Origin of the sequence: Bacteroides sp. AM16-13 (genome assembly GCF_003602705.1) — a bacterium.
GTDB lineage: Bacteria > Bacteroidota > Bacteroidia > Bacteroidales > Bacteroidaceae > Bacteroides > Bacteroides xylanisolvens.
In genome coordinates this window covers 1-19921 of record NZ_QTLK01000004.1, presented here as the reverse complement: position 1 = coordinate 19921, position 19921 = coordinate 1, and the positions used below count along the sequence as shown (strand labels likewise).

General features: G+C 39.8%; 22 protein-coding genes. 1 reads left to right on the top strand and 21 read right to left on the bottom strand.

Features of this window, described 5'->3' with window-relative positions; all coding sequences use genetic code 11:
* Positions 1-68 precede the first annotated feature (68 nt).
* The 9 genes from DW173_RS03835 to metK form a co-directional block, all read right to left on the bottom strand.
* Entirely contained in the window at positions 69-851 is a 783-nt protein-coding gene (locus DW173_RS03835) for a TatD family hydrolase (RefSeq protein ID WP_120143779.1), read from the bottom strand.
* Between the two features lie 24 nt (positions 852-875).
* On the bottom strand, positions 876-1151 hold the full coding sequence (gene yidD / locus DW173_RS03830; RefSeq protein ID WP_008023749.1) for a membrane protein insertion efficiency factor YidD: 276 nt from the start codon (positions 1149-1151) through the stop codon (positions 876-878).
* On the bottom strand, positions 1148-1537 hold the full coding sequence (gene rnpA, locus DW173_RS03825; RefSeq protein WP_009040713.1) for a ribonuclease P protein component: 390 nt from the start codon (positions 1535-1537) through the stop codon (positions 1148-1150). Before rnpA ends, yidD begins: the two co-directional genes overlap by 4 nt.
* 5 nt (positions 1538-1542) lie before the next feature.
* Positions 1543-2289, bottom strand: coding sequence for a uroporphyrinogen-III synthase (locus DW173_RS03820; protein ID WP_008023747.1), 747 nt, complete (start codon positions 2287-2289; stop codon positions 1543-1545).
* Positions 2290-2293: 4 nt separating this feature from the next.
* On the bottom strand, positions 2294-3127 hold the full coding sequence (locus tag DW173_RS03815; protein WP_008641572.1) for a DUF4271 domain-containing protein: 834 nt from the start codon (positions 3125-3127) through the stop codon (positions 2294-2296).
* Positions 3124-3711, bottom strand: a complete 588-nt coding sequence (locus DW173_RS03810; RefSeq protein ID WP_061447943.1) for a TIGR00730 family Rossman fold protein — start codon at positions 3709-3711, stop codon at positions 3124-3126. Before DW173_RS03810 ends, DW173_RS03815 begins: the two co-directional genes overlap by 4 nt.
* A gap of 500 nt (positions 3712-4211) precedes the next feature.
* The gene (locus DW173_RS03805; protein WP_009040712.1) at positions 4212-4583 is read right to left on the bottom strand and encodes a DUF3244 domain-containing protein; all 372 of its coding nucleotides are present in this window, start codon (positions 4581-4583) and stop codon (positions 4212-4214) included.
* Positions 4584-4708: 125 nt separating this feature from the next.
* Positions 4709-6379, bottom strand: a complete 1671-nt coding sequence (locus DW173_RS03800; protein ID WP_049701499.1) for a tetratricopeptide repeat protein — start codon at positions 6377-6379, stop codon at positions 4709-4711.
* A 182-nt stretch (positions 6380-6561) separates the two neighbouring features.
* On the bottom strand, positions 6562-7854 hold the full coding sequence (metK, locus tag DW173_RS03795; protein WP_008023738.1) for a methionine adenosyltransferase: 1293 nt from the start codon (positions 7852-7854) through the stop codon (positions 6562-6564).
* 228 nt (positions 7855-8082) lie between these two features.
* On the opposite strand from metK, the gene DW173_RS03790 reads away from it, so the two are divergent.
* Complete coding sequence (locus tag DW173_RS03790) at positions 8083-8268, top strand: hypothetical protein (RefSeq protein ID WP_087317993.1); 186 nt, start codon at positions 8083-8085, stop codon at positions 8266-8268.
* 106 nt (positions 8269-8374) lie between these two features.
* Here DW173_RS03790 and folK read toward each other — a convergent pair whose 3' ends face one another.
* The 12 genes from folK to DW173_RS03725 all read right to left on the bottom strand — a co-directional run.
* Positions 8375-8851, bottom strand: coding sequence for a 2-amino-4-hydroxy-6-hydroxymethyldihydropteridine diphosphokinase (gene folK / locus DW173_RS03785; RefSeq protein ID WP_087317994.1), 477 nt, complete (start codon positions 8849-8851; stop codon positions 8375-8377).
* The gene (gene queA, locus DW173_RS03780) at positions 8851-9909 is read right to left on the bottom strand and encodes a tRNA preQ1(34) S-adenosylmethionine ribosyltransferase-isomerase QueA (RefSeq protein WP_004302895.1); all 1059 of its coding nucleotides are present in this window, start codon (positions 9907-9909) and stop codon (positions 8851-8853) included. The genes folK and queA overlap by 1 nt, the downstream gene beginning before the upstream one ends.
* A gap of 17 nt (positions 9910-9926) precedes the next feature.
* Positions 9927-10649: a tRNA pseudouridine(55) synthase TruB gene (gene truB / locus DW173_RS03775; protein WP_004302892.1), complete on the bottom strand. Its 723-nt coding sequence runs from the start codon at positions 10647-10649 to the stop codon at positions 9927-9929.
* Entirely contained in the window at positions 10649-11440 is a 792-nt protein-coding gene (locus DW173_RS03770) for an undecaprenyl-diphosphate phosphatase (RefSeq protein ID WP_008023730.1), read from the bottom strand. Before DW173_RS03770 ends, truB begins: the two co-directional genes overlap by 1 nt.
* 6 nt (positions 11441-11446) lie before the next feature.
* A complete protein-coding gene (locus DW173_RS03765; RefSeq protein WP_008023727.1) occupies positions 11447-11686 on the bottom strand; it encodes a DUF3098 domain-containing protein in 240 nt (79 codons plus the stop codon).
* Positions 11687-11799: 113 nt separating this feature from the next.
* Complete coding sequence (locus DW173_RS03760; RefSeq protein ID WP_008023725.1) at positions 11800-12681, bottom strand: cell division protein FtsX; 882 nt, start codon at positions 12679-12681, stop codon at positions 11800-11802.
* 3 nt (positions 12682-12684) lie between these two features.
* Positions 12685-13584, bottom strand: coding sequence for a methyltransferase domain-containing protein (locus DW173_RS03755; protein ID WP_004324184.1), 900 nt, complete (start codon positions 13582-13584; stop codon positions 12685-12687).
* Positions 13585-13772: 188 nt separating this feature from the next.
* The gene (locus DW173_RS03750) at positions 13773-14273 is read right to left on the bottom strand and encodes a hypothetical protein (RefSeq protein WP_008023722.1); all 501 of its coding nucleotides are present in this window, start codon (positions 14271-14273) and stop codon (positions 13773-13775) included.
* A 23-nt stretch (positions 14274-14296) separates the two neighbouring features.
* Entirely contained in the window at positions 14297-14803 is a 507-nt protein-coding gene (locus tag DW173_RS03745; RefSeq protein WP_008023721.1) for a hypothetical protein, read from the bottom strand.
* A 919-nt stretch (positions 14804-15722) separates the two neighbouring features.
* The gene (locus DW173_RS03735) at positions 15723-16403 is read right to left on the bottom strand and encodes a hypothetical protein (RefSeq protein WP_008023716.1); all 681 of its coding nucleotides are present in this window, start codon (positions 16401-16403) and stop codon (positions 15723-15725) included.
* Between the two features lie 539 nt (positions 16404-16942).
* Positions 16943-17674: a hypothetical protein gene (locus tag DW173_RS03730; RefSeq protein WP_008023715.1), complete on the bottom strand. Its 732-nt coding sequence runs from the start codon at positions 17672-17674 to the stop codon at positions 16943-16945.
* Positions 17625-19921 (bottom strand): RHS repeat domain-containing protein (locus DW173_RS03725; RefSeq protein WP_233562091.1); only part of this gene is annotated, 2297 nt, incomplete at its 5' end. The genes DW173_RS03725 and DW173_RS03730, both read right to left, overlap by 50 nt.

Sequence of the window (19921 nt, the reverse complement as noted above, 5' to 3'; positions counted from 1 at the left end):
TTTGGTTTTTATTGTATTTCAATTCCATGTGCGACAAAAGTACGACTCTTTCTCGGAAGATACAACTCTTACGCCCTAAAAAAGACATTTTGGATATTTCGGCGGATCGTCTCACGCAACGCTTCCACTTCTACCCCACGCACTTTGGCTGCCCGGCACAGGATATCTTCAATATCAAGCGAACTGTTGTCCGTTTCCAGAAACAACCGTTCGTCGGGTACTGTCTGCATCGTTTCATCAGGATAATACTCTCCAAAAGAGAGATAAAAACCCTTTTTCAACAACTGCATCGCCTGCTCCGGTTTTCCACGGAAACCATGCCATACCCAAGCTTGTTGGGGACGAAATTCTTTTTTCACGGCCAGCAGTTCATCCGTCGCTCTCACACAGTGGATAATCAACGGCAAGCCATGCTTCTCCGACAACTGAACCTGCTTCTTAAACATTGTCAACTGCAGTTCCATTGGAGCCGCTGCCAGCTTATCCAGCCCGGCCTCTCCTACAGCCACAAACTGCTTATGCTTCAACTGCTTCTGAAGAAAAGCCAATTGCTGATCGGCATTACGTTCTGCCAACTCCCAAGGATGAATACCGGCAGAATAATAATATCCTTTCCTAGCAGAGAACACATTGTTAGACAAAGCATCCACCAAACCCTCGCCCTCATTCAGAAAACCTAAATACTCTTCAAGCAGGAGCCCTCTGCTCACCGCCACTTCCGCATTCTTTGCCAAAGGCATATACAATGGAGAGTCCGTTAATAGCGGATAATTGATGATGGATTTTCCTTGGGAGTCAATCTCCTGTTTATGAGTATGAATATCCAAAATGTCAGTCATATTCTTTTTCATTTTTCATTTCTCCTTTCAGTTGTTTCAAGGTACGGGATCATAGCCGGAGCCACCCCAGGGATGACACCGCAGAATACGTCGCACAGCGAGATAAAGCCCCTTTATAGGACCATGTTTCTTAATTGCTTCGACGGCATAAGCCGAGCAAGTTGGCGTGAATCGACAAGAGGGAGGAGTAAGAGGCGAAATACAAACCCGGTAAAAGTAGATGGGAACAAGCAACAAGAAAGAGAATACTTTCCTCAAAATTCCCGTTACGAATACCCACAGGGCAGATATTCGGGAGTTACGAGGTTTCATGAGGATAGTTTTTCAGAGATGCGCGCAAGCGCTATTTTCATCTTTTCTTCCAATTCGGAAGTTGCAATAAGCTCGTCCGACAGATAGATAAAGGCAACGGCTAACCGCTGCTCCCGACGTTGCAGTTCGTCCACCAGGAGAGATTTGTTCTTCCGGTAGGCTTCACGTATCTGACGTTTCACACGGTTGCGTTTCACCGCTCGTTTAAAACGACGTTTCGATACGCTGATTAATATAGAAGCAGGAGCCTCGCCCTGCTCAACAGGCATATATACAACGCGTATCGGAAAGATGGAAAACGACTTCGAAACGCCGCCTTCAAACATCTTTCCGATCAAAATTTTACTATTCAGCCTTTCGGCTTTACACAAAGTATATATACCCACTCTGTTTATTTATTGTTTTCTCTGATAAACATATCAAGTGCGGCAGTCATTGACGGAGCCTGCACCGTAGGAGCTTCAAGGTCCAGACGGAGACCTGCGTCACGTACAGCCTGTGCGGTAGTAGAGCCGAAAGTGCCGATCTTAATCTCTCTCTGATTAAAATCAGGGAAGTTCTTCTTCAATGAAGTCACTCCGGCAGGGCTGAAGAACACTAACATGTCATAATCAAACTCCTCGTCCGGTGTAAAGTCGTTGCTCACTGTACGGTACATCACAGCTTCTGTATGCTGAATGTTATTCTTGTCGAGCAAGTTTTTCACATCGTCATTGTGTACGTCTGACATCGGAACGAGATATTTCTCCGTTTTATGCTTCACAATGGAAGGTATCAGGTCCTCAATCTTTCCGGTAGCTCCGAAGAAGATCTTACGCTTGCGGTATTGCACATATTTCTGAATATACAATGCAACAGCTTCCGTCACGCAGAAATACTTCATCGTTTCGGGAATTGTCACGCGCAATTCAGTACACAAAGTGAAAAAATGGTCAATAGCATGGCGCGAAGTGAATATTACGGCAGTGTGGTCGAGAATCGAAATTTTCTGTTGCCGAAATTCTTTCGCCGAAAGACTTTCAACCTTAATAAATGGTCGGAAATCTATTTTAACGCCATACTTTTCAGCTATGTCGTAATAGGGAGATTTCTCTGACGCAGGCTTAGGCTGCGACACTAGTACTTTTTTAATTTTCAACGTCCTAAAATTTTATTAGCAAAATATTGTTCATTTGAATCATACCTTGATAGAGTAGCAAACAAGGTACTATTTCAAGAGCGCAAAAGTACAAAATTAATAGGAAAAGCCCGCTAAATTGATGAAAAAAAAGCTTTATCCACTTATAAAACATCAATATTTTAGTGAAAATTAAAATAATAGCCCCAATTATGACCAAATTTGTGAGACTTAAATCAAAATAAACTAGAAAAAGAACGAATGGAAAGAGGGCAAATCCGACATAATATATGAGCGCAGAATAGGATTCCAGCCATATATTTGTCTTATTTTTATCAAAAAACGTCCACCCAAGAAACATGTAAATCAGCCATTTTAGTAAGAAATAAGCAAGGCAGAATCCAACGTAGATACCCAGCAAAAGGAGGGGGGATACCCGGTTCATCAAAGCAGGGCATGTATCATGAAAATAATTGAGAAATGTGATACCCGACAAGACACAAGTCTGCAACACAAGCACAAGGAGATAACGCACATCGGCTGCCGTAGAACTATCAAAAATACTCGTTCGTTCACGGTGCAATACAAAGTCTTTCACCTGTTGGGAGAGAAATTTCTTTCCGCGCGCCAAGGCTATGGAGGAAAGAAAGAAGCAAGCCAGCAAAGTCAACGCAATGGCATCGTCCGTGCGGGGAGAGTAGGAGATAGGTGTCCCCTCAAAGCCGGAATCAACTTCTTGCACAGCATGAAGATCAACCAACTGCAGACTATCAGTGTCCGCCTTTGCCGGACTAGTCTGGTTCTGCCGAAGAAGGGACAGCGTATCCGCACTTCGGGAACTTAGTGTGTCGCCTATCATATCGCTGCAAATTTACGAATGGAAATGTCCCATACAGGAGTTTCATAAAGCAATTGAACCGCTTCTTCCGGCGTCTGCGCCACTTTCCATATATCGCCATGCTGCCGGCGCATAAAGTTCTCATCAATAGCTTTTTCAAGCATTTCGAGGAGTGGATCGAAGAATCCGTTTATATTGAGGATTACAATCGGATTGAGATATAATCCCAATTGTTTCCAGGTAATAATCTCCAGCAGTTCTTCAAGGGTACCGCATCCACCGGGCAAAGCAATAATACCATCGCTCAAATCTGCCATCTTCCGCTTGCGTTCGTGCATGGATTCTACTTCAATCAGTTCTGTCAATCCCGTATGATGCCAGTTTTGCTCCACCATAAAACGAGGAATCACACCTGTCACCTCACCACCATTTTTCAATACAGCATCTGCCACAGAACGCATCAGGCCAATACTTCCGGCTCCATTTATCAAACGAATACGGTGTTCGGCAAGCAGATAGCCGAGAGTATCGGCTGCTTGGAAGTAAACAGCGTCTATCTTGGTACTGGAAGCACTATATACACATACGGAATTTATCTGATTCATCTTCATCACTATCCATTATTATATCGAGAAGGCAAAATTACGAAAAAATTCCGTTATTCACATTCAACTTAATCAGAGATCATTTTTATCTTTACATTTATCTATCCCTATAAAAAAAATCTTGGACTCCTTATCCAGAAGTCCAAGAACCTTTCTCACAAAGAATACATCTATCACAGATATCTCATCTACTAACAGGTGTATCAAATTGTTGCTGAATGAACTTTATTATTCGAATCATAAAATCATTCGAACACCCTACCAGTAGTATTCAGCATACAATTTAAAAAAGTGATTTTAATTCTACGTTTCAATATACCTTTATGCGCCTTTCACAAGGTTTATTAAGCCCACGGATAGAATTTACCGATCTTTCCCCTTTCGGTCATCTAATCGCCATTTCAGCAATGCGCCATATATTTCAACAGCGGGGCTTCATCAGTTAATGATTTAGGTATATCATCATTATGTTAGTTGCAAATAATATATATTTCAAAGATTTATTCTAATTCAAAATCTCCGGTAAAGGCCTCCTTTGGAAGTTGTATCTCCAAAGTATATTTACCTTTCTCCTCACCTGTAAGATCAATATAAACCTTATCTACATTTAAATCAGTAGACGTATAAACAACTTCATCTGTTTCTGCATTCTTTATGATAACAGTTACAGTAGGAACAGTAGAAAGAAGGTCTATAGACAACAATGAGTTTTCAATACAAGCAGCAGGAGTAACAGGGACAGACCGATGTTGTACCTCAGTCTTAGTTCTCAATTTAATCTGCCGTGCAGATATCATCTCATGCGCATAAGAAAACATACTCATTTGAAGCAAAATAGTCAATAACAAAAGAGGAAAAAATTTAGCTTTCATAATAATTGAGTTTAAAATTTCGCTTCAAAAATACACAGATGAAGCAAAAGAAACGATTTTTATGTGGTAACAATGGTAACACTCAGTTACCTAAAAACAAAACAGCCAAGAAACCATGTCCTATTTCACTGATTATCAACACCAAATACCCGTTCAAAAATTTGCGCATCCATTTTGTTCTTTATACGATTTTTACGTGTTTTAAGAGCATCTGATGTAGCATCCATCAACTCCATCACAACAGTTTTTGAACAACAAAGCAGTGAAAGAACACAAAAAAAGATATCATCGCCAGTTAAAGCAGGGCAGCGTTCCTTAAGATTCATCATCACATCAACAAAAGCGTTAGAAATATCAGAACGTATTTCCTTCCTCAAGCTACGCATCGCCAATAACTGTTTAGGAGTCGCTCCCTCTAACGCCTCCAATTGATCGTAACAATTAGTAGTCTTAAGTACGGATATACACAATTGAATCTGTTGTTCCGTCAGATCTGACCTTTTCTTATTTATATGTTCCTTATTAGATTCAGAAACCTCCTCCTCTCTCAACAACATTGTATCTACTCGTTTTTGAGTTAATTCGTGTTGCAAATCAATATAATACTTTTTCCTTCGCCTATCATTCCACATAAACCAGAAGATACATATAACCATCAAAGAAAAAAATACAGTAACTAAACTAAAAACCAATGTTTTTGTACGCTCAGACAATAACCTTTTATGTTCCTCCAATTGATGTTTGTCCATGAGCCGATTAAGTTCCTCATTGTCAGCCATAACTTGGATAGAATCATAAAGAACCTTATATGCATCCATATTTTTCATCGCAGCTTCCCATTGACCTTTTCTCTTTGCTACTTGATACATTCCATCATAACATACAGCCCTTCCATTAATATCGAGATAATCCATATTTTTATTAAAAAAATAGCTCGCAGAATCAAGCTTATTCAAATTAAGCATAATTTCAGCTTTTAACAAATAAGCATTAGTCGCTTCATCCTGCCCCATTGCTAGAATAGCTTTTGATATATATTGATCTGCTCGGATATAATCTTTCTCTTCATTATAAACCATAGCAAAGTCATGATAAATTGCACCTATCATACTAGAATTCTGCATTGTCAATGCACAATCAAGGGCTTGTTGATAATAACATAATGCACTATCTTTCTCACTTTGCGAGAAAAATACGCCTGCGATCCCTCTTAATGGGTATACTTGTGCTCTTTCTCCTTTTAATATCTGATAAGCTGCACGATAAGCCTCCATAGCCACATTATTCAAACCATCTTTTGCATAACACTCCGCCAAGTTATCATAAATCATTGCTAAGAATTCATCCCTAACGGGCATCAGCCGAATTGCTGTCAGATACTCTTCTACAGCAAATGAAGTATACCCCATCTCCCGATAAGTAGCTCCCCAGTAATAATGAGCCTTTGCAGCACGCAGACTTTTCTTCTTATCGCCATAATAGTCAACAGCCGTTTTTATCAACGAATCATCCTCTAAAGCAATATAGTTTTTATGCCGTGCCTGGGTGAGCAGTAGCGCATAAAGCGCCCGGTCAGCACGTGGCATCTTCTGTGGATAAGTAATTGATTCCAAAATAGACAAAGCACTATCTGGATATGTCTCCATTAATGAATCAGCGCATAATAACAATGGATTCTTCACTGAAGGAGAGGAACAGGAAGAAAGAGAGACAGACATAAAAATGCTACCTACGCTGACAAGTAAAATAGAGAACACCAATAAATAGCGTTTAGAACAACAACATCTTGTTTTCATTTAGCAGTCTGTTTTATTTTACGATACAAAAGTAGCAATTTCCGATAAAACATACTTAGTAGCCAAAAAACATTTATTTAAATATAACTTATTAAAAATCAAGAGCTACAACTTCAATTTCCATTAAAGGAAGTTGAAATTGCAGCTCTTTCTTAACAAGTTAAGCCCTGTTTCAGACTGTTTTACAGACCAAAAGCAGCTTTAATTTTATCTACGTAGTCGAGTTTTTCCCATGTAAAGAGTTCCACTTCCACAGTTTTGTCTCCTTCGTAACGAGAGAAAAATTTCTTCGTTATCACTTGCGGTTCACGTCCCATGTGACCGTAAGCAGCTGTTTCCTGATAAATAGGATTACGAAGTTTCAGACGTTCCTCGATAGCTTTCGGACGAAGATCGAACAATTGGTCGATAACACGCGCAATCTCGCCATCAGTCATGTTGACGTGAGAACGGCCGTAAGTATCGACAAAGATATTGATCGGACGAGCCACACCGATAGCATAGCTCACCTGTACAAGCATTTCGTCTGCTACACCTGCCGCAACCATATTCTTTGCGATGTGACGTGCTGCATAAGCTGCACTACGGTCTACCTTACTAGGATCTTTTCCGGAGAAAGCGCCACCACCGTGAGCACCTTTACCGCCATAAGTATCAACGATAATCTTACGACCGGTCAAACCGGTATCTCCGTGAGGACCACCGATTACAAATTTTCCGGTAGGATTCACATGATAGATGATTTTATCATTGAACAGTGCCAATACCTTATCGTGATGAATAGAAGCAATTACACGAGGCATCAGAATCTCGATCACATCACGGCGGATGATAGACAACATTTCTTCGTCAGCTTTCAGTTGAGCAGCTTGAGAGTCATCTTCCGGTTGGATAAAGTCATCATGTTGTGTAGAAACAACGATTGTATCGATACGGACAGGCGTTCCGTTGTCATCATATTCGATAGTAACCTGGCTTTTGGCATCGGGGCGGAGGTAAGTCATTACCTTTCCTTCACGACGGATGTCGGCCAGCACTTGCAGAATGCGGTGTGCCAAATCAAGAGAAAGCGGCATGTAGTTTTCCGTTTCATTGGTAGCATAACCAAACATCATTCCCTGGTCGCCTGCACCCTGTTCCATCGGATCCTGACGCTCTACACCACGGTTGATATCGGGGCTTTGCTCATGAATAGCGGAAAGTACACCACAAGAGTTGCTTTCGAACATGTACTCTCCTTTGGTATAACCGATTTTCTTAATCACTTCGCGTGCGATGAGTTGTAGGTCAACGTACGCTTTTGTTTTCACTTCACCCGCTAGCACCACTTGTCCGGTAGTCACTAGTGTTTCGCAAGCTACTTTCGAACTGGGGTCGTAAGCCAACAGTTTGTCAAGCACGGCATCCGATATTTGATCGGCTACCTTGTCGGGGTGTCCTTCTGACACCGATTCGGATGTAAATAAGTATCCCATCTTTCTTAAATTAAGAATTAAAAAATAAGAATCAAGAATGAGAGAGTAGGAGAGGCGAGTGCTGCAAAGGATAAGCCGAAAGGCGTCAATCAGACGTGTTTTAGCATTTTTTTCCGTGGTTGCAAGCTACTCAAATCTGTCCACACTTTCATTTCGGTTGCAAAGATAAAGAGATTTTGGAGATAATGAGTATCTTTGCCACGTATTTAACACATAAATAGATTTATAATGATTCTAAATAAGAAATTAAAAACGCTTTTGGTGCTGGCGTTCTATGTAGGATTCACGATTGCTATCTATGCCATTGTTTGCCATTTCATCGACAAGCCGTTTCAGGAGATTCATTTGCTGTATGCAGTACTGATAGGATGCATCGCCTATTTGCCGGTGTTTATTGCGGAGAAAAAGAAATAAATAGTCTGTTTGGTGCGTATATATACTCACCATACTGGATATATATATCCAATACGCTGTACATATATGCCCAATACGGTGAGTATATATGCCCACCGAACAGGGGTTAGAGTGCGTTCAAAATACCTTTCATTGTCTTTCCCAACACAGGGTGCAAGATGTCCGGAGCAATTTCCGCTAGTGGTTTCATAACGAAGTCACGTTCTGCCATCAACGGATGGGGGAGGGTTAACTCTGCTCCGGAAGCAGAGGTCACAGAAAGCACTAAATCTTCATAAAGTAACAGGTCAATATCAATCAGGCGGTCGCTATATATTCCATTGACGGACTTTTTGGTACGCCCCAGCTCCTTTTCAATCATTTGCGTCTCTTGCAATACTTCCAATGGAGATAATTCCGTTTCTACACAAGCGGCCGCATTCAGGAAACTGTTTTCAGAAGCAAAGCCCCAGGGGGCAGTAACATAAAAAGCAGACAGGGAAACTACGTTCCCTACCTGCTCTTCTATTTTTTGCACGGCATCCCGGAGATTCTGTTCTTTATCTCCAAGGTTAGTACCAAGTCCCAAATATACTTTTGCCATTATTTGTCCAGAATCAGCATTGCATCTCCATACGTGCCGAAACGGTAACCTTCCTTCAATGCTACATGGTAAGCATCCATCACCTGGTCATAACCACCGAATGCAGCTACAATCATCAGCAGGGTAGAAAGTGGCATGTGGAAATTGGAAATCATTGAATTGGCTACGGTAAACTCATACGGAGGGAAGATAAACTTATTAGTCCACCCTTCGAATTCCTTCAAATGTCCGTCGGTGCTGACTGCGCTTTCAATAGCACGCATTACGGTCGTACCTACCGCACAAACATTTCTGCCGTTATCTTTGGCACGGTTAACAGTTTTCACCGCCATTTCGTTTACAAACATTTGTTCCGAATCCATCTTATGCTTTGTCAAGTCTTCTACGTCGATGTCGCGGAAGTTACCCAAACCAGCGTGCAAAGTGATATATGCAAAGTCTATACCTTTGATTTCCAAACGTTTCATCAACTCACGGCTGAAGTGCAAACTAGCAGTCGGAGCAGTCACCGCACCTTCGTTCTTCGCAAAGATAGACTGGAAGCGTTCTGCATCTTCCGGTTCCACAGGACGGTTGATGATAGAGTGGGGAAGTGGGGTCTCACCCAAAGAGTACAAAGCCTTTTTGAACTCATCATGAGGTCCGTCATAAAGGAAACGGAGCGTACGCCCACGGGAAGTAGTGTTATCAATCACTTCGGCCACCATCGAATCGTCCGGACCGAAATACAGTTTGTTACCGATACGGATCTTACGTGCCGGATCGACCAATACGTCCCACAAACGAAGTTCTTCATTCAACTCACGCAACAAGAATACTTCGATACGAGCACCTGTCTTTTCCTTGTTACCATACAAACGGGCAGGGAATACCTTCGTATCGTTGAATATAAACACATCTTTATCATCAAAGTAGTCCAACACATCTTTGAACATCTTGTGCTCAATCTTACCTGTATTACGATGCAATACCATCAAACGAGACTCATCCCTATATTTCATAGGATGTAGAGCGATCTTATCCTCGGGTAACTTAAATTTGAATTGTGATAATTTCATATCTATTCCTTATTACGTTAATTATTTTCTTCCTCATTTTCTATTTCCTGTCCGTCAATCCACTCTTTAAAGTGTTCGGGGTTCAGGCAGTCTTCCAACCGGACGTCACCTACACGGGTGCGGATCAATCCTGTCAGATGGGCTCCACTATGGAGCGCTTCACCAATATCACGCGCCAGAGCACGAATATATGTTCCTTTGCTGCATACGACACGGATTTGAATCATCGGTTCCGGATCGTCCAGGCGACATTCCAGCAATTCAATCTCGTCGATAACAAGCTGTTTTGCTTTTAGTTCGACTTCTTCGCCTTTCCGGGCCAGTTCGTAGGCACGTTTACCATCTACCATACAGGCAGAGAAAGCAGGAGGCACCTGATCGATGGCACCGATAAAGCGCGTCAACACTTCTTCCACCAGCTCCCTTGTGATATGCTCGGTAGGGTAGGTGGCATCTATCTCATGTTCCAAATCGTATGACGGGGTAGTAGCACCCAAACGCAACGTTGCGACGTACTCCTTCGTGTGATATTGAAACTCTTCTATTCGTTTGGTTGCCTTGCCTGTGCATACAATCATCACCCCCGTTGCAAGAGGGTCCAGTGTTCCGGCATGGCCGACTTTTAGTTTTTTCACTCCGATCCGACGGCAAATATGATAGCGGGCGTGCCCTACTACCTTAAATGAAGTCCAGCCAAGAGGTTTATTGAAAAACAGTACTTCTCCTTTTTTAAAATTCATCAGCTCAATATAATCGTTACCAACCCTGCTATCGCGCAATAAATAGCGAAATAGATCAGTTTTCCTTTCTTCACCACATTAATCATCCACTTACAAGCCAGGCAACCCGCCACGAAAGCAGCCAGAAAACCGACAATCAGCGACAACGCAGGAATATCACCTACCACATCTTCGCCATTCATCATCTTCATTCCATCGAGTAACGCTTCCCCCAAGATAGGCGGAATAACCATCAGGAAAGAAAATTGTGCCAATTTCGCCTTGTTGTCACCCAACAGAAGCCCCGTAGCAATGGTAGACCCCGAACGGGATAACCCCGGCATAACCGCGCAAGCTTGTGCGATACCGATAATCAAAGCATCCTTCATCGAGATTTTTTCTTTCTGACGCGGCTTATAGTAATAAGAGAAAGTCAGCAGGGCGGCAGTCAACAACAACATACAGCCCACAATCAGCAGTCCCGAACCGAAAATCGTCTCCACATAATCCTTAAAGAACACTCCTACGATACCAATCGGGATCATTGAAATCAATATGTTGATGACATATCGCGTCTCATCATTCATCCTGAACTTGAACAAGCCGCGGAAAATCCAGTCTATCTCCTTCCACAGAATCACCAATGTACTACACACCGTAGCTACATGTACCACAATCGTGAATGCCAGATTCTCCTCCCCCTGTATCCCAAACAATGCCGCCCCAATGGCCAAATGACCACTACTGCTTACAGGCAAGTACTCTGTCAACCCCTGAATCAGCCCAAGGATTAATGCTTCTAACCAACTCATATTTCTTTATTGTTCTACTTTTGTTTTAGGTTTACGCAACACGGCATATATCATAGACAAGAAACCAAACAGGCAAACGACCGGCGCTACCTTGATTCTGCGTACACTGAAAATATCGGGTTCAAAAGAGGTTTCGGACGATGTAGGTCCCGTCATCAATAGAAAGCCGATAATAACAATCGCCATCCCTATCGCGAGCAAGATAAAGTTCACTTTATCAAAGGCAAATTTCTGCTTGTCAGACATAGTTTATTTAATTACAAATTACTAATTACAATCATTCCCTTAATCTATCAGCCGGGCGTTACGGATGCTAACCACACACAAACACAGGTTTGCAATCAGCCGATCGCCATCCGCTAAATATAGTACAGGCTGTTTGCTTTCATTCTCAAGTATTTATTCATCGAGAAATAGGCACATAGCCACGTTATTACAATTCCAAATACCAATACGCTTGCACAGACAATCAACATGACTTCAGGCGTGATGACCTGAAGCAATTCCTGCTCGTACGTCACCGCCCAATAGGCGGTTCCCATCAATACGGAATCGGCAACAATGGCTGCCAGTATTCCGCTCCATACATTCTTTCGGAGGAATGGTCCTCGGATGAATCCCCAACTCGCCCCTACCAGTTTCATTGTATGAATGAGGAAGCGTTTCGAGTAGATGGCCAGCCTTATTGTATTGTTTATCAGAGCAAAAGAAATAAAAGTGAGCACCACTGCCAGAGCGAGTAGCACCAGGCTGATATTTCGAATGTTATCATTCACAGCGTCAATCAGTTCCTTTCGATAGAGCACGTCTTGAATATTGGTGTTCTTTTTAATCATTTTCTCTATCCTCGCGATGCTGTCGGAGTTGGCATAGTCGGAATGGAGCTTGATTTCGATGGAAGCGGTAAAGGGGTTATAGCCCAGGAATTCTTCCGGGTCAGTTCCCATTGCCTCCGTCTGCTCTTTCAATGCTTGTTTTTTAGAGATGTATTCGGATTGTTTCACGAAAGGTTCCTGATTCAGTTTTTTCTGAAGTTTCAGTATATCCGCTTCTTTCATGTCGTCACTGATAAGAACGGAGAAACTGATATTCTCGCGGACGTATACGGAAAGATTGTGCGCCGTCAATACGAAAAAGACAACCAGTCCTAACAGCAGCAACACCAGTGTCGTACTGATACTCGACGTGATGAACTGCATGTCGAAGATCGAACCTGACTTATATTTGTGTTGATTTCTCATGCGTTATCTCTTTTTTCGGAATACATAAATCATGGAACTACTGCGTTCTTTCCGTCCTAAAGCATTAAACCACGCTAACGTTCCGGCAAACATCCCTTTCAGGAAACTGCACGAACTTCCACGATGTTTCTCGCTCAACATGGATACGTAGAACGCATCGAACGGCATCGGATGACGCGCCGCCATGATAAAGCCATGACGGGAAGCCAGTTGTTGTATAGTGCCCGGAGTAAAATGCCAGAGATGACGGGGAACGTCGTATGCCGCCCAATACTCGCCGTAGCGTTGAGCATCATAAGAAGAGCAGTTGGGTACAGCTACAATCAATACTCCTTTTTCTGTCAGCAACTCATGAAGTCGCTGCCACACTTCATCAAGGTGTTCCAAATGTTCCATCACATGCCAAAGGGTGATAACATCAAAGCTGCCGGGAGCAAACTCTTTCAAAGCCGATTCGGGCTTTACGTCCAGATCGAAATGCAACTTCGCAAACTCACGTGCCTGTGGGCTTTTCTCCACTGCCTCTACCTTCCATCCCCGACGAACCATCGTATCAGAAAAGTAACCAGTTCCCGTACCTATATCGAGCAAGCGCCCTGTTTTACGATGCGCTTCCTTAGCTACCAGGCGCGCTTTGCGGCCCAGCATATAGGAACGTACATAATGGTAGATATTATTCATCGCGCCTTTGCGCGTATCAGTGTGAGAGATATAGTCGGGAGTCTCATAATACTTGCCTATCTCTGCTTCCACGGGAACTCCTTGTGTGAATGTAAATCCACAGTCCTCACACGAATACAGTTCAAACTGTTCGCCCGAAGCATAAAAATCCGTACAAGTCATGACGCGTTTCAAGTGCGCACCGCCACACACCGGACAAGCATTTATACTGAGTTTCTCCATTAACTATCTAAGCAAAATTAAGTGCTGCCTCGAATGACAAGACAACACTATACCCGAATTTGGTGCAAAGAAACAAATAAAAAGTGATGGATTGGGGTTTTGTTAAGGACTTTTAATAGAAGAGTTGTCTCTGGTACAGTATAAGAGTAGTTTTAACAGCTCGTATCAGGACAACTCTATCTTTGACTTTAAAGAGATTGATTATAGGCCACTAATGAAGTGACATAATCAGTATTTACGTTAATAGAAACAATATCTCTAACTCGCAATTGACGAAGATCATTTTCCCATTTTCCTCGATTATCCATTGATTTCCATCGAAAAATGGAGGTTTTCACCTCTTCTAGCTTTCCAATAAAAAAAGAGGATTCCAGATCTGTTTGAATTTCAACAACACATTGCAGAGCATTGAGCCTATTCAAAAGATCCAACCTATTAGATATAGAGAATTCTGGGACTGGTATATCCATAATCCCTTTAGCTATCAATATTTTCTCTTTAAAACGATCTTCCTCTGTGCGTTTGTATGATTCTATATGACATTTTTGAATAAATGCAAACCCATCCAATATGTAATCATTAGGTATCCTTTTTATTAATACCCAATAATTGGAAGATGATTCTATTATTCCCGATATGGGATCCTTCCAGTTTTTAATATAAATAGTATATAGTCTTTTATTTTCCATAAAATAAAAACTTTAATCAATTCCTATTTTTCAAATTTCAGACTGTAAATCAATAGAGACTTCACATAATCAGTATCAATACTAAATGACACAATTTCACTTAGTAAACAATTATCGTAAACATTATCCCATTTTCCCTCACAATCCATCGTTTTAAGATAAAAAACTCTATTTAAAACTTTCGTTATTTTTCCCACATCACAGACTGATTCATCTATAGGAGATACAAGAACGATATTCATATTATCACAAAACCATTTAAGAGGTGCACTTTTGCTATCTATAGGAATTTCTGGAGTAGGAATATCCATTACACCTTTTGCTCGTAATACAGATTCTTTAAATAAGAGATTCTCATCTTGAAAGCATTTCTTTATATGCCTCCTCTGAATCACAGAATATCCATCAAACAGAAAATCATTAATAATCCATTTTATTAATATCCAATCAACACTAAATGCCTCAACGATTCCGCATATAGGTTCTTTCCAACCTTTTATTTCAAACGAATACAATTTTCCTTTTTCCATACCTTACTATTTATATCTAGTTCTTCGCACATCTCCTTTTTCACCACCTCTATCTTGAGCTTTTCTTTTTGATCTTTTGGGTGCTTATTTAGTTTATTTCTTGTATGTTCTGCTGACGCGTAGACATGTAGCTACGCTAATTTAATATATTATTTATCAGAATATCTCAACTGTATAAACGATAAAGCAACATTCAATATAGCAACTATTAATATCAAAATATGAATATTATAAAAACCGAAGAAAAGAAATACGATCCCCTGTATGATTATGAATATAATTGAATATATCATATATAATATTGAAAACACTTTTGTGTATTTAGCATTTACTTTTTGATGTAATATAGTACAAACTATCAATAATATGCATCCAATAAATGGTAAGCTACCCAATCCTCGAATAGTTATCGCAATTAATAGACCTTGAATAATCCAATAATATGGTATTAATTTTATTATTATTTTCATATTAACTCATTATTTGACTTTAAATCATCTGTGGTTATTTTGTATACAATTCTATATACATCAGCCATCCAATCATCAAAAGAGATACAGAGCCATACTTGTTAGATATACAACACCAAGCCTTAGTTACATCTGCATCATAAAAAAATACTGTCATCATTTTCAAACTGCATCTTATTAGACAAATTTAAACAATTATATATCAAACTCCAAATATCTCCTTGTTTAAATCGTTAGCCAGATTGCTATTTTATCATCTTTATCTGATTCATTGACATTGTTCTTGAGTTACAAACCATTACCAAATACAGGATTAGTACATGATATATTATATGCAACAAAATCGTTCTCCTGTTTACTGAAATAAGACACATTTCATTGATTCTTAGCTGAATTTCCAGATAATTTGCAACCATAATCTTCATAATGGTTCTTTATAGAGATAACTATTACGATACACCCAGCTCTACTACTTTTTCAATGATCCATTTTTTATTAATTTTGCGAATACATATAATTGTTTCCTCTCCGCAAAGCCGCCCACAAGCATAAGAACAATAAAAAAGTCCAACTCGCTTTTCTTTATCAAAGTATATCCTCGACATTCTCAATATTCCTGAAAAAAGAAAATTATAGTTTTCTCTTTCCCATATCTTAAATCCTTCGGGAAACTCTGAAGTGTATTTCAATATGAACCGTTTTCTATTCTCTATTTCAGACAAATCCAGTGGACGACTTTGTATTGATTGTTTATTCATAGAGTTAAGTGCCTCGGTATAATCCGGCTCTATTAATTGTTTTCCGATATATTCAACATCTAAATTTAGATTACAACAAGTGAATAGAGTATCAAAAACAGCAATAACAAAGGTCGTATCTCTCATTTTTCTATTTTTTCTCTCAATCTCAACAATCTTTTTATCATATCCAACAGTGTCATACGCTATTGGATTGTTGTTATCAAGAAATGGTATTGGAGGAGGAATTTCAAAACTACTTAATGCTCCCATCTCCTCAACCAAGTTATCAAAAATCTCATTAAACACTTTCATCTCATAACTACCAGCCTTATCTATTCTGCATGATAGTACTCCAATCAATAACACTATTAGCATAAAATACTTTTTCATAATCAATTATTTTTTAAACCTATACATCAACCTCAAAATAGCACTGATTAACTTTACTATTCCTCACAAGTTGTAACATCGTTATATTATAGGCAGTCCAAGTACATTATAGCCTTACTTACATTATTTACAGCCAATGCTGTTATATCCTCTTAATCCATTTATAACACTCGTGTTACACACATCTTTAATTAGCTTACCTTGTTTATCTCTCACATATAGTTCTACAGCACTCATATCAACCGTCAAATCACTGTACTTCAATTTCAGCAAGTTACATCACACATAGATTTCCCTGCCTACTACATATTTCTATTCAATACTATAGTCATTGCCAAACGTAATGTGACTAGGCAAATTTAAGATATTACATTGAGAAAACAACTTTTCATTTCCGCATTTATGTAAAAAATACCCTGACACAGAATAATTTCTAGTTCCATATCAGGGTAACAACCAAATGAGATTACAAAATAGTCAACCTATATCAGGGTAAGACAATAATCTAGATAAAATACCATACTCCTAATATCTCGTTTTTATTTATCTTCTGAAGGATAAATATAGTCATGATCCTTCTCCTCTGAATAACCAACAAAAACAGAAAAAGGCTCTTTCTTTTTCACCTCAAGTGTATTACGAGGATAAATAATACAGTCAATTATTGATTTATTGTTAATTTTATTAAGTGCTCTTTGATAATCTGCTAGTATTGGAACATATACAAAACGAGAAGATTTCAAATAGTTATAAAGTTCTTTAATGTTATCGTTGCCCACATTAGTCCAACGCCTAAGAAATGGAGTAAATATGGGACAAGTCTTAGAATCCTTTGAACTTTCTATAATTCCCCAAATCGCTTTTACGCCAGAATGCGGGTTAGGATGCAAATAATACCTGTCCGTATAAAGAGGAATAGTATCCATACCATTTATCATTAAGAAACGTCCTATTTCTTCACAGTTAGTATCTTTTCCATCAAAATGATAATAACAACGAGTATTTGAGCCAATCATAAGCATTTTATTACTATTGTTATATACAATGAATTCAAAATCAATTCGTTTTGGAAAAGTATCTCCTTTAACCAACTCTTGAGGACTCGGATGATAATCTCCTTTACTGATACTTACTATTTCCAATTCTATTGACAACTCGTTTATTTGAGCATACCCATTGAGCACAAATATTATCGCTATACCGAAAAAACATATAAATCGCCTAACGATTACGATTGATATAATAGTGATATTTTCTTGTTTTGATTTCATATTGTTGATCTTTAGGTAATTTACTAAAAGTTGGATGATTCATTTGAGCATTATAACATTTCCAATGTGTATCCTTTTGACTCCAATTGTTGATTCCATGACCATAATACTCATGCACCCCTAAATAGTTTTGCACACTTTCTACTGTATATAAATCATGCTGATTAGAACCTTGTGCTACAGTTACTCTAATTTTTCCATCAACATACGATTGACTGTACTTAGGAGCATTTCTATGCCCTTCTGGATTATTATATCCTACCCCTACAACCTCATCTTTTCTCTTCACCACATCTTCCACAATTGACACTTCACCGTTATAAAGTTGCGACACATCAAGTTTTGCATCCGTGCTTTTCTTTAGTATATCTGTATATATATGAGATTCAGCTGCTGAAGTTAAAAGTTTATCTTTCATTAAAATAGTATTCATATCTTTCTGAATATCTTTTGAATTAGCAATTCCGTTTTTAGAATACTTTTCAAAAACTTCCTCATCTGTAATGTAAATATTACCTGTAAACCCATTTTCATCTACGCCCAAAAATTGACCATCCTCTGTGTAATAAGGAGATGTAAAAGCACCAATAATATCTACATATTTTATCGGATTTGCCAAACAATACGTATACGGACTCCAACCATAATATTTCTCCGCCATCGAATCCACCACGTGCCAACGTCCAATCATCGCATCATAATGTCTCGCCCCATAATCATACCAATTCAATCCGCCTTTCCGATCCAGCTCTTTACCATTATACTTATAAGGCTGCACATTATTGCATACATTAGACATCAATCCGCCAAGAGGATAATAATCATTCACTTCATCGACTTTACCGGCTTCATCAGCAACTATACGGATATTTCCCTGATGCTCTTTAATGTAAAAGTGGAACTTGTTATCTTGGAAGCTATAATAACCAACTTCATTCAGCAACATCTTCAAACTGCCGTTCTCATAGATCGCATTGCCACAATAAACAGTGGACGTGACGTTATTGTTTATAGTATGCGTAGTACGGACTTTACTGCCATCTGCCGCATATTCATATTCAATACTACTTCCGTCAGCAAAGCTAATGTGACTAGGCAAATTTAAGATATTATATTGAATTCCACTTATATTTTTGTTTAAATCTTTAGTCAGATTGCCGTTTTTATCATATTCATACTCTACCGCCTCATCGGCATTATCCTTAAATTCCATACCATTGCCAAATACGCAGTTGGTGGCATTGTCATAAACGGACTCTAGTTGATTGCCATTGTAGGTCAGATTCAGGTTGTCAATCAGACCGTAAGAATCCGTACCCGTTTGACCGTAACGAAGCAGACCCAGAATATTACCCATTTTGTCATAGCCGGTTATCTGTTCGTTGAAACGGTTACGGTTTTGATTCAGGCTTGCACCTTCACCATATACAGCGTCTTTCAGGCGGGAAAGGCCGTCATAGGTAAAACCATAGCCTTTTTCAGGAGAACTAATCAATGCATTTGAAGCATTATTCTGTGCCGTACGCCAAAACAGACTGCTGATATTACCATTATAGCAAGGAGAAATATCATTAATAGTCTCCTGATAGTTCAAAGTCTGGCTGAATAACGGGCTGCTGACTCCTTTCAGCCAAGAACGGAGATTGTAGCTGTAATTAGTACGCAATTCAGGAACACCGTTGCGCCTGTCTACAAACAGACGACCGACCTCGTCGTAAATATTGTCAACCAAAGTGATAGAATCCTTGTCATTCAATTGATAAACGCTCTTCAACAGGCGGTTCGCAAGGTCGTAGGTATAAGTATGAACCTCGGTAACCGACGCCTGTCCGGGAACGATGTGCACATGTTTCTCTTTCGTTGGGCTACCCTCGAAGTTGTAAGCCGTATAAACGGATTCAGTACCGTGCTGCCCGTTATTGCCCTTACGTTGGATAACGCGGTAGCGGTCGTCATAGTACAATGCCGAGTAAATGAAGCCTGTATATTCCCTGTCAGTAAAACGGGCGGTCAAGATTCCGGTCTGCTGCCCTTTGCAATCATCTCCATAACGTTTGCCATAACCGGCTGTTTCGCTGTAAGCTGTCGTTGCGTCATCGGGAATACCGTTTTTACCAAGGAAGTCGTAGGAATCGTAATAACTGACCGACAAGACAGTCGGGGAACTTAAGGTTATACCTTCCAACCGGTAACCTTTCAACGGATTCTCCTCATTCGCCCAAACGGCTTTTACAACAACAGTATCAA

Coding starts and splice junctions, on each gene's coding strand:
- DW173_RS03835 (WP_120143779.1), bottom strand. CDS start 851: ATGAAAAAGAATATGACTGACATTTTGGATATTCATACTCATAAACAG.
- yidD (WP_008023749.1), bottom strand. CDS start 1,151: ATGAAACCTCGTAACTCCCGAATATCTGCCCTGTGGGTATTCGTAACG.
- DW173_RS03815 (WP_008641572.1), bottom strand. CDS start 3,127: ATGATAGGCGACACACTAAGTTCCCGAAGTGCGGATACGCTGTCCCTT.
- DW173_RS03810 (WP_061447943.1), bottom strand. CDS start 3,711: ATGAATCAGATAAATTCCGTATGTGTATATAGTGCTTCCAGTACCAAG.
- DW173_RS03805 (WP_009040712.1), bottom strand. CDS start 4,583: ATGAAAGCTAAATTTTTTCCTCTTTTGTTATTGACTATTTTGCTTCAA.
- DW173_RS03800 (WP_049701499.1), bottom strand. CDS start 6,379: ATGAAAACAAGATGTTGTTGTTCTAAACGCTATTTATTGGTGTTCTCT.
- metK (WP_008023738.1), bottom strand. CDS start 7,854: ATGGGATACTTATTTACATCCGAATCGGTGTCAGAAGGACACCCCGAC.
- DW173_RS03790 (WP_087317993.1), top strand. CDS start 8,083: ATGATTCTAAATAAGAAATTAAAAACGCTTTTGGTGCTGGCGTTCTAT.
- folK (WP_087317994.1), bottom strand. CDS start 8,851: ATGGCAAAAGTATATTTGGGACTTGGTACTAACCTTGGAGATAAAGAA.
- queA (WP_004302895.1), bottom strand. CDS start 9,909: ATGAAATTATCACAATTCAAATTTAAGTTACCCGAGGATAAGATCGCT.
- truB (WP_004302892.1), bottom strand. CDS start 10,649: ATGAATTTTAAAAAAGGAGAAGTACTGTTTTTCAATAAACCTCTTGGC.
- DW173_RS03770 (WP_008023730.1), bottom strand. CDS start 11,440: ATGAGTTGGTTAGAAGCATTAATCCTTGGGCTGATTCAGGGGTTGACA.
- DW173_RS03765 (WP_008023727.1), bottom strand. CDS start 11,686: ATGTCTGACAAGCAGAAATTTGCCTTTGATAAAGTGAACTTTATCTTG.
- DW173_RS03760 (WP_008023725.1), bottom strand. CDS start 12,681: ATGAGAAATCAACACAAATATAAGTCAGGTTCGATCTTCGACATGCAG.
- DW173_RS03755 (WP_004324184.1), bottom strand. CDS start 13,584: ATGGAGAAACTCAGTATAAATGCTTGTCCGGTGTGTGGCGGTGCGCAC.
- DW173_RS03750 (WP_008023722.1), bottom strand. CDS start 14,273: ATGGAAAATAAAAGACTATATACTATTTATATTAAAAACTGGAAGGAT.
- DW173_RS03745 (WP_008023721.1), bottom strand. CDS start 14,803: ATGGAAAAAGGAAAATTGTATTCGTTTGAAATAAAAGGTTGGAAAGAA.
- DW173_RS03735 (WP_008023716.1), bottom strand. CDS start 16,403: ATGAAAAAGTATTTTATGCTAATAGTGTTATTGATTGGAGTACTATCA.
- DW173_RS03730 (WP_008023715.1), bottom strand. CDS start 17,674: ATGAAATCAAAACAAGAAAATATCACTATTATATCAATCGTAATCGTT.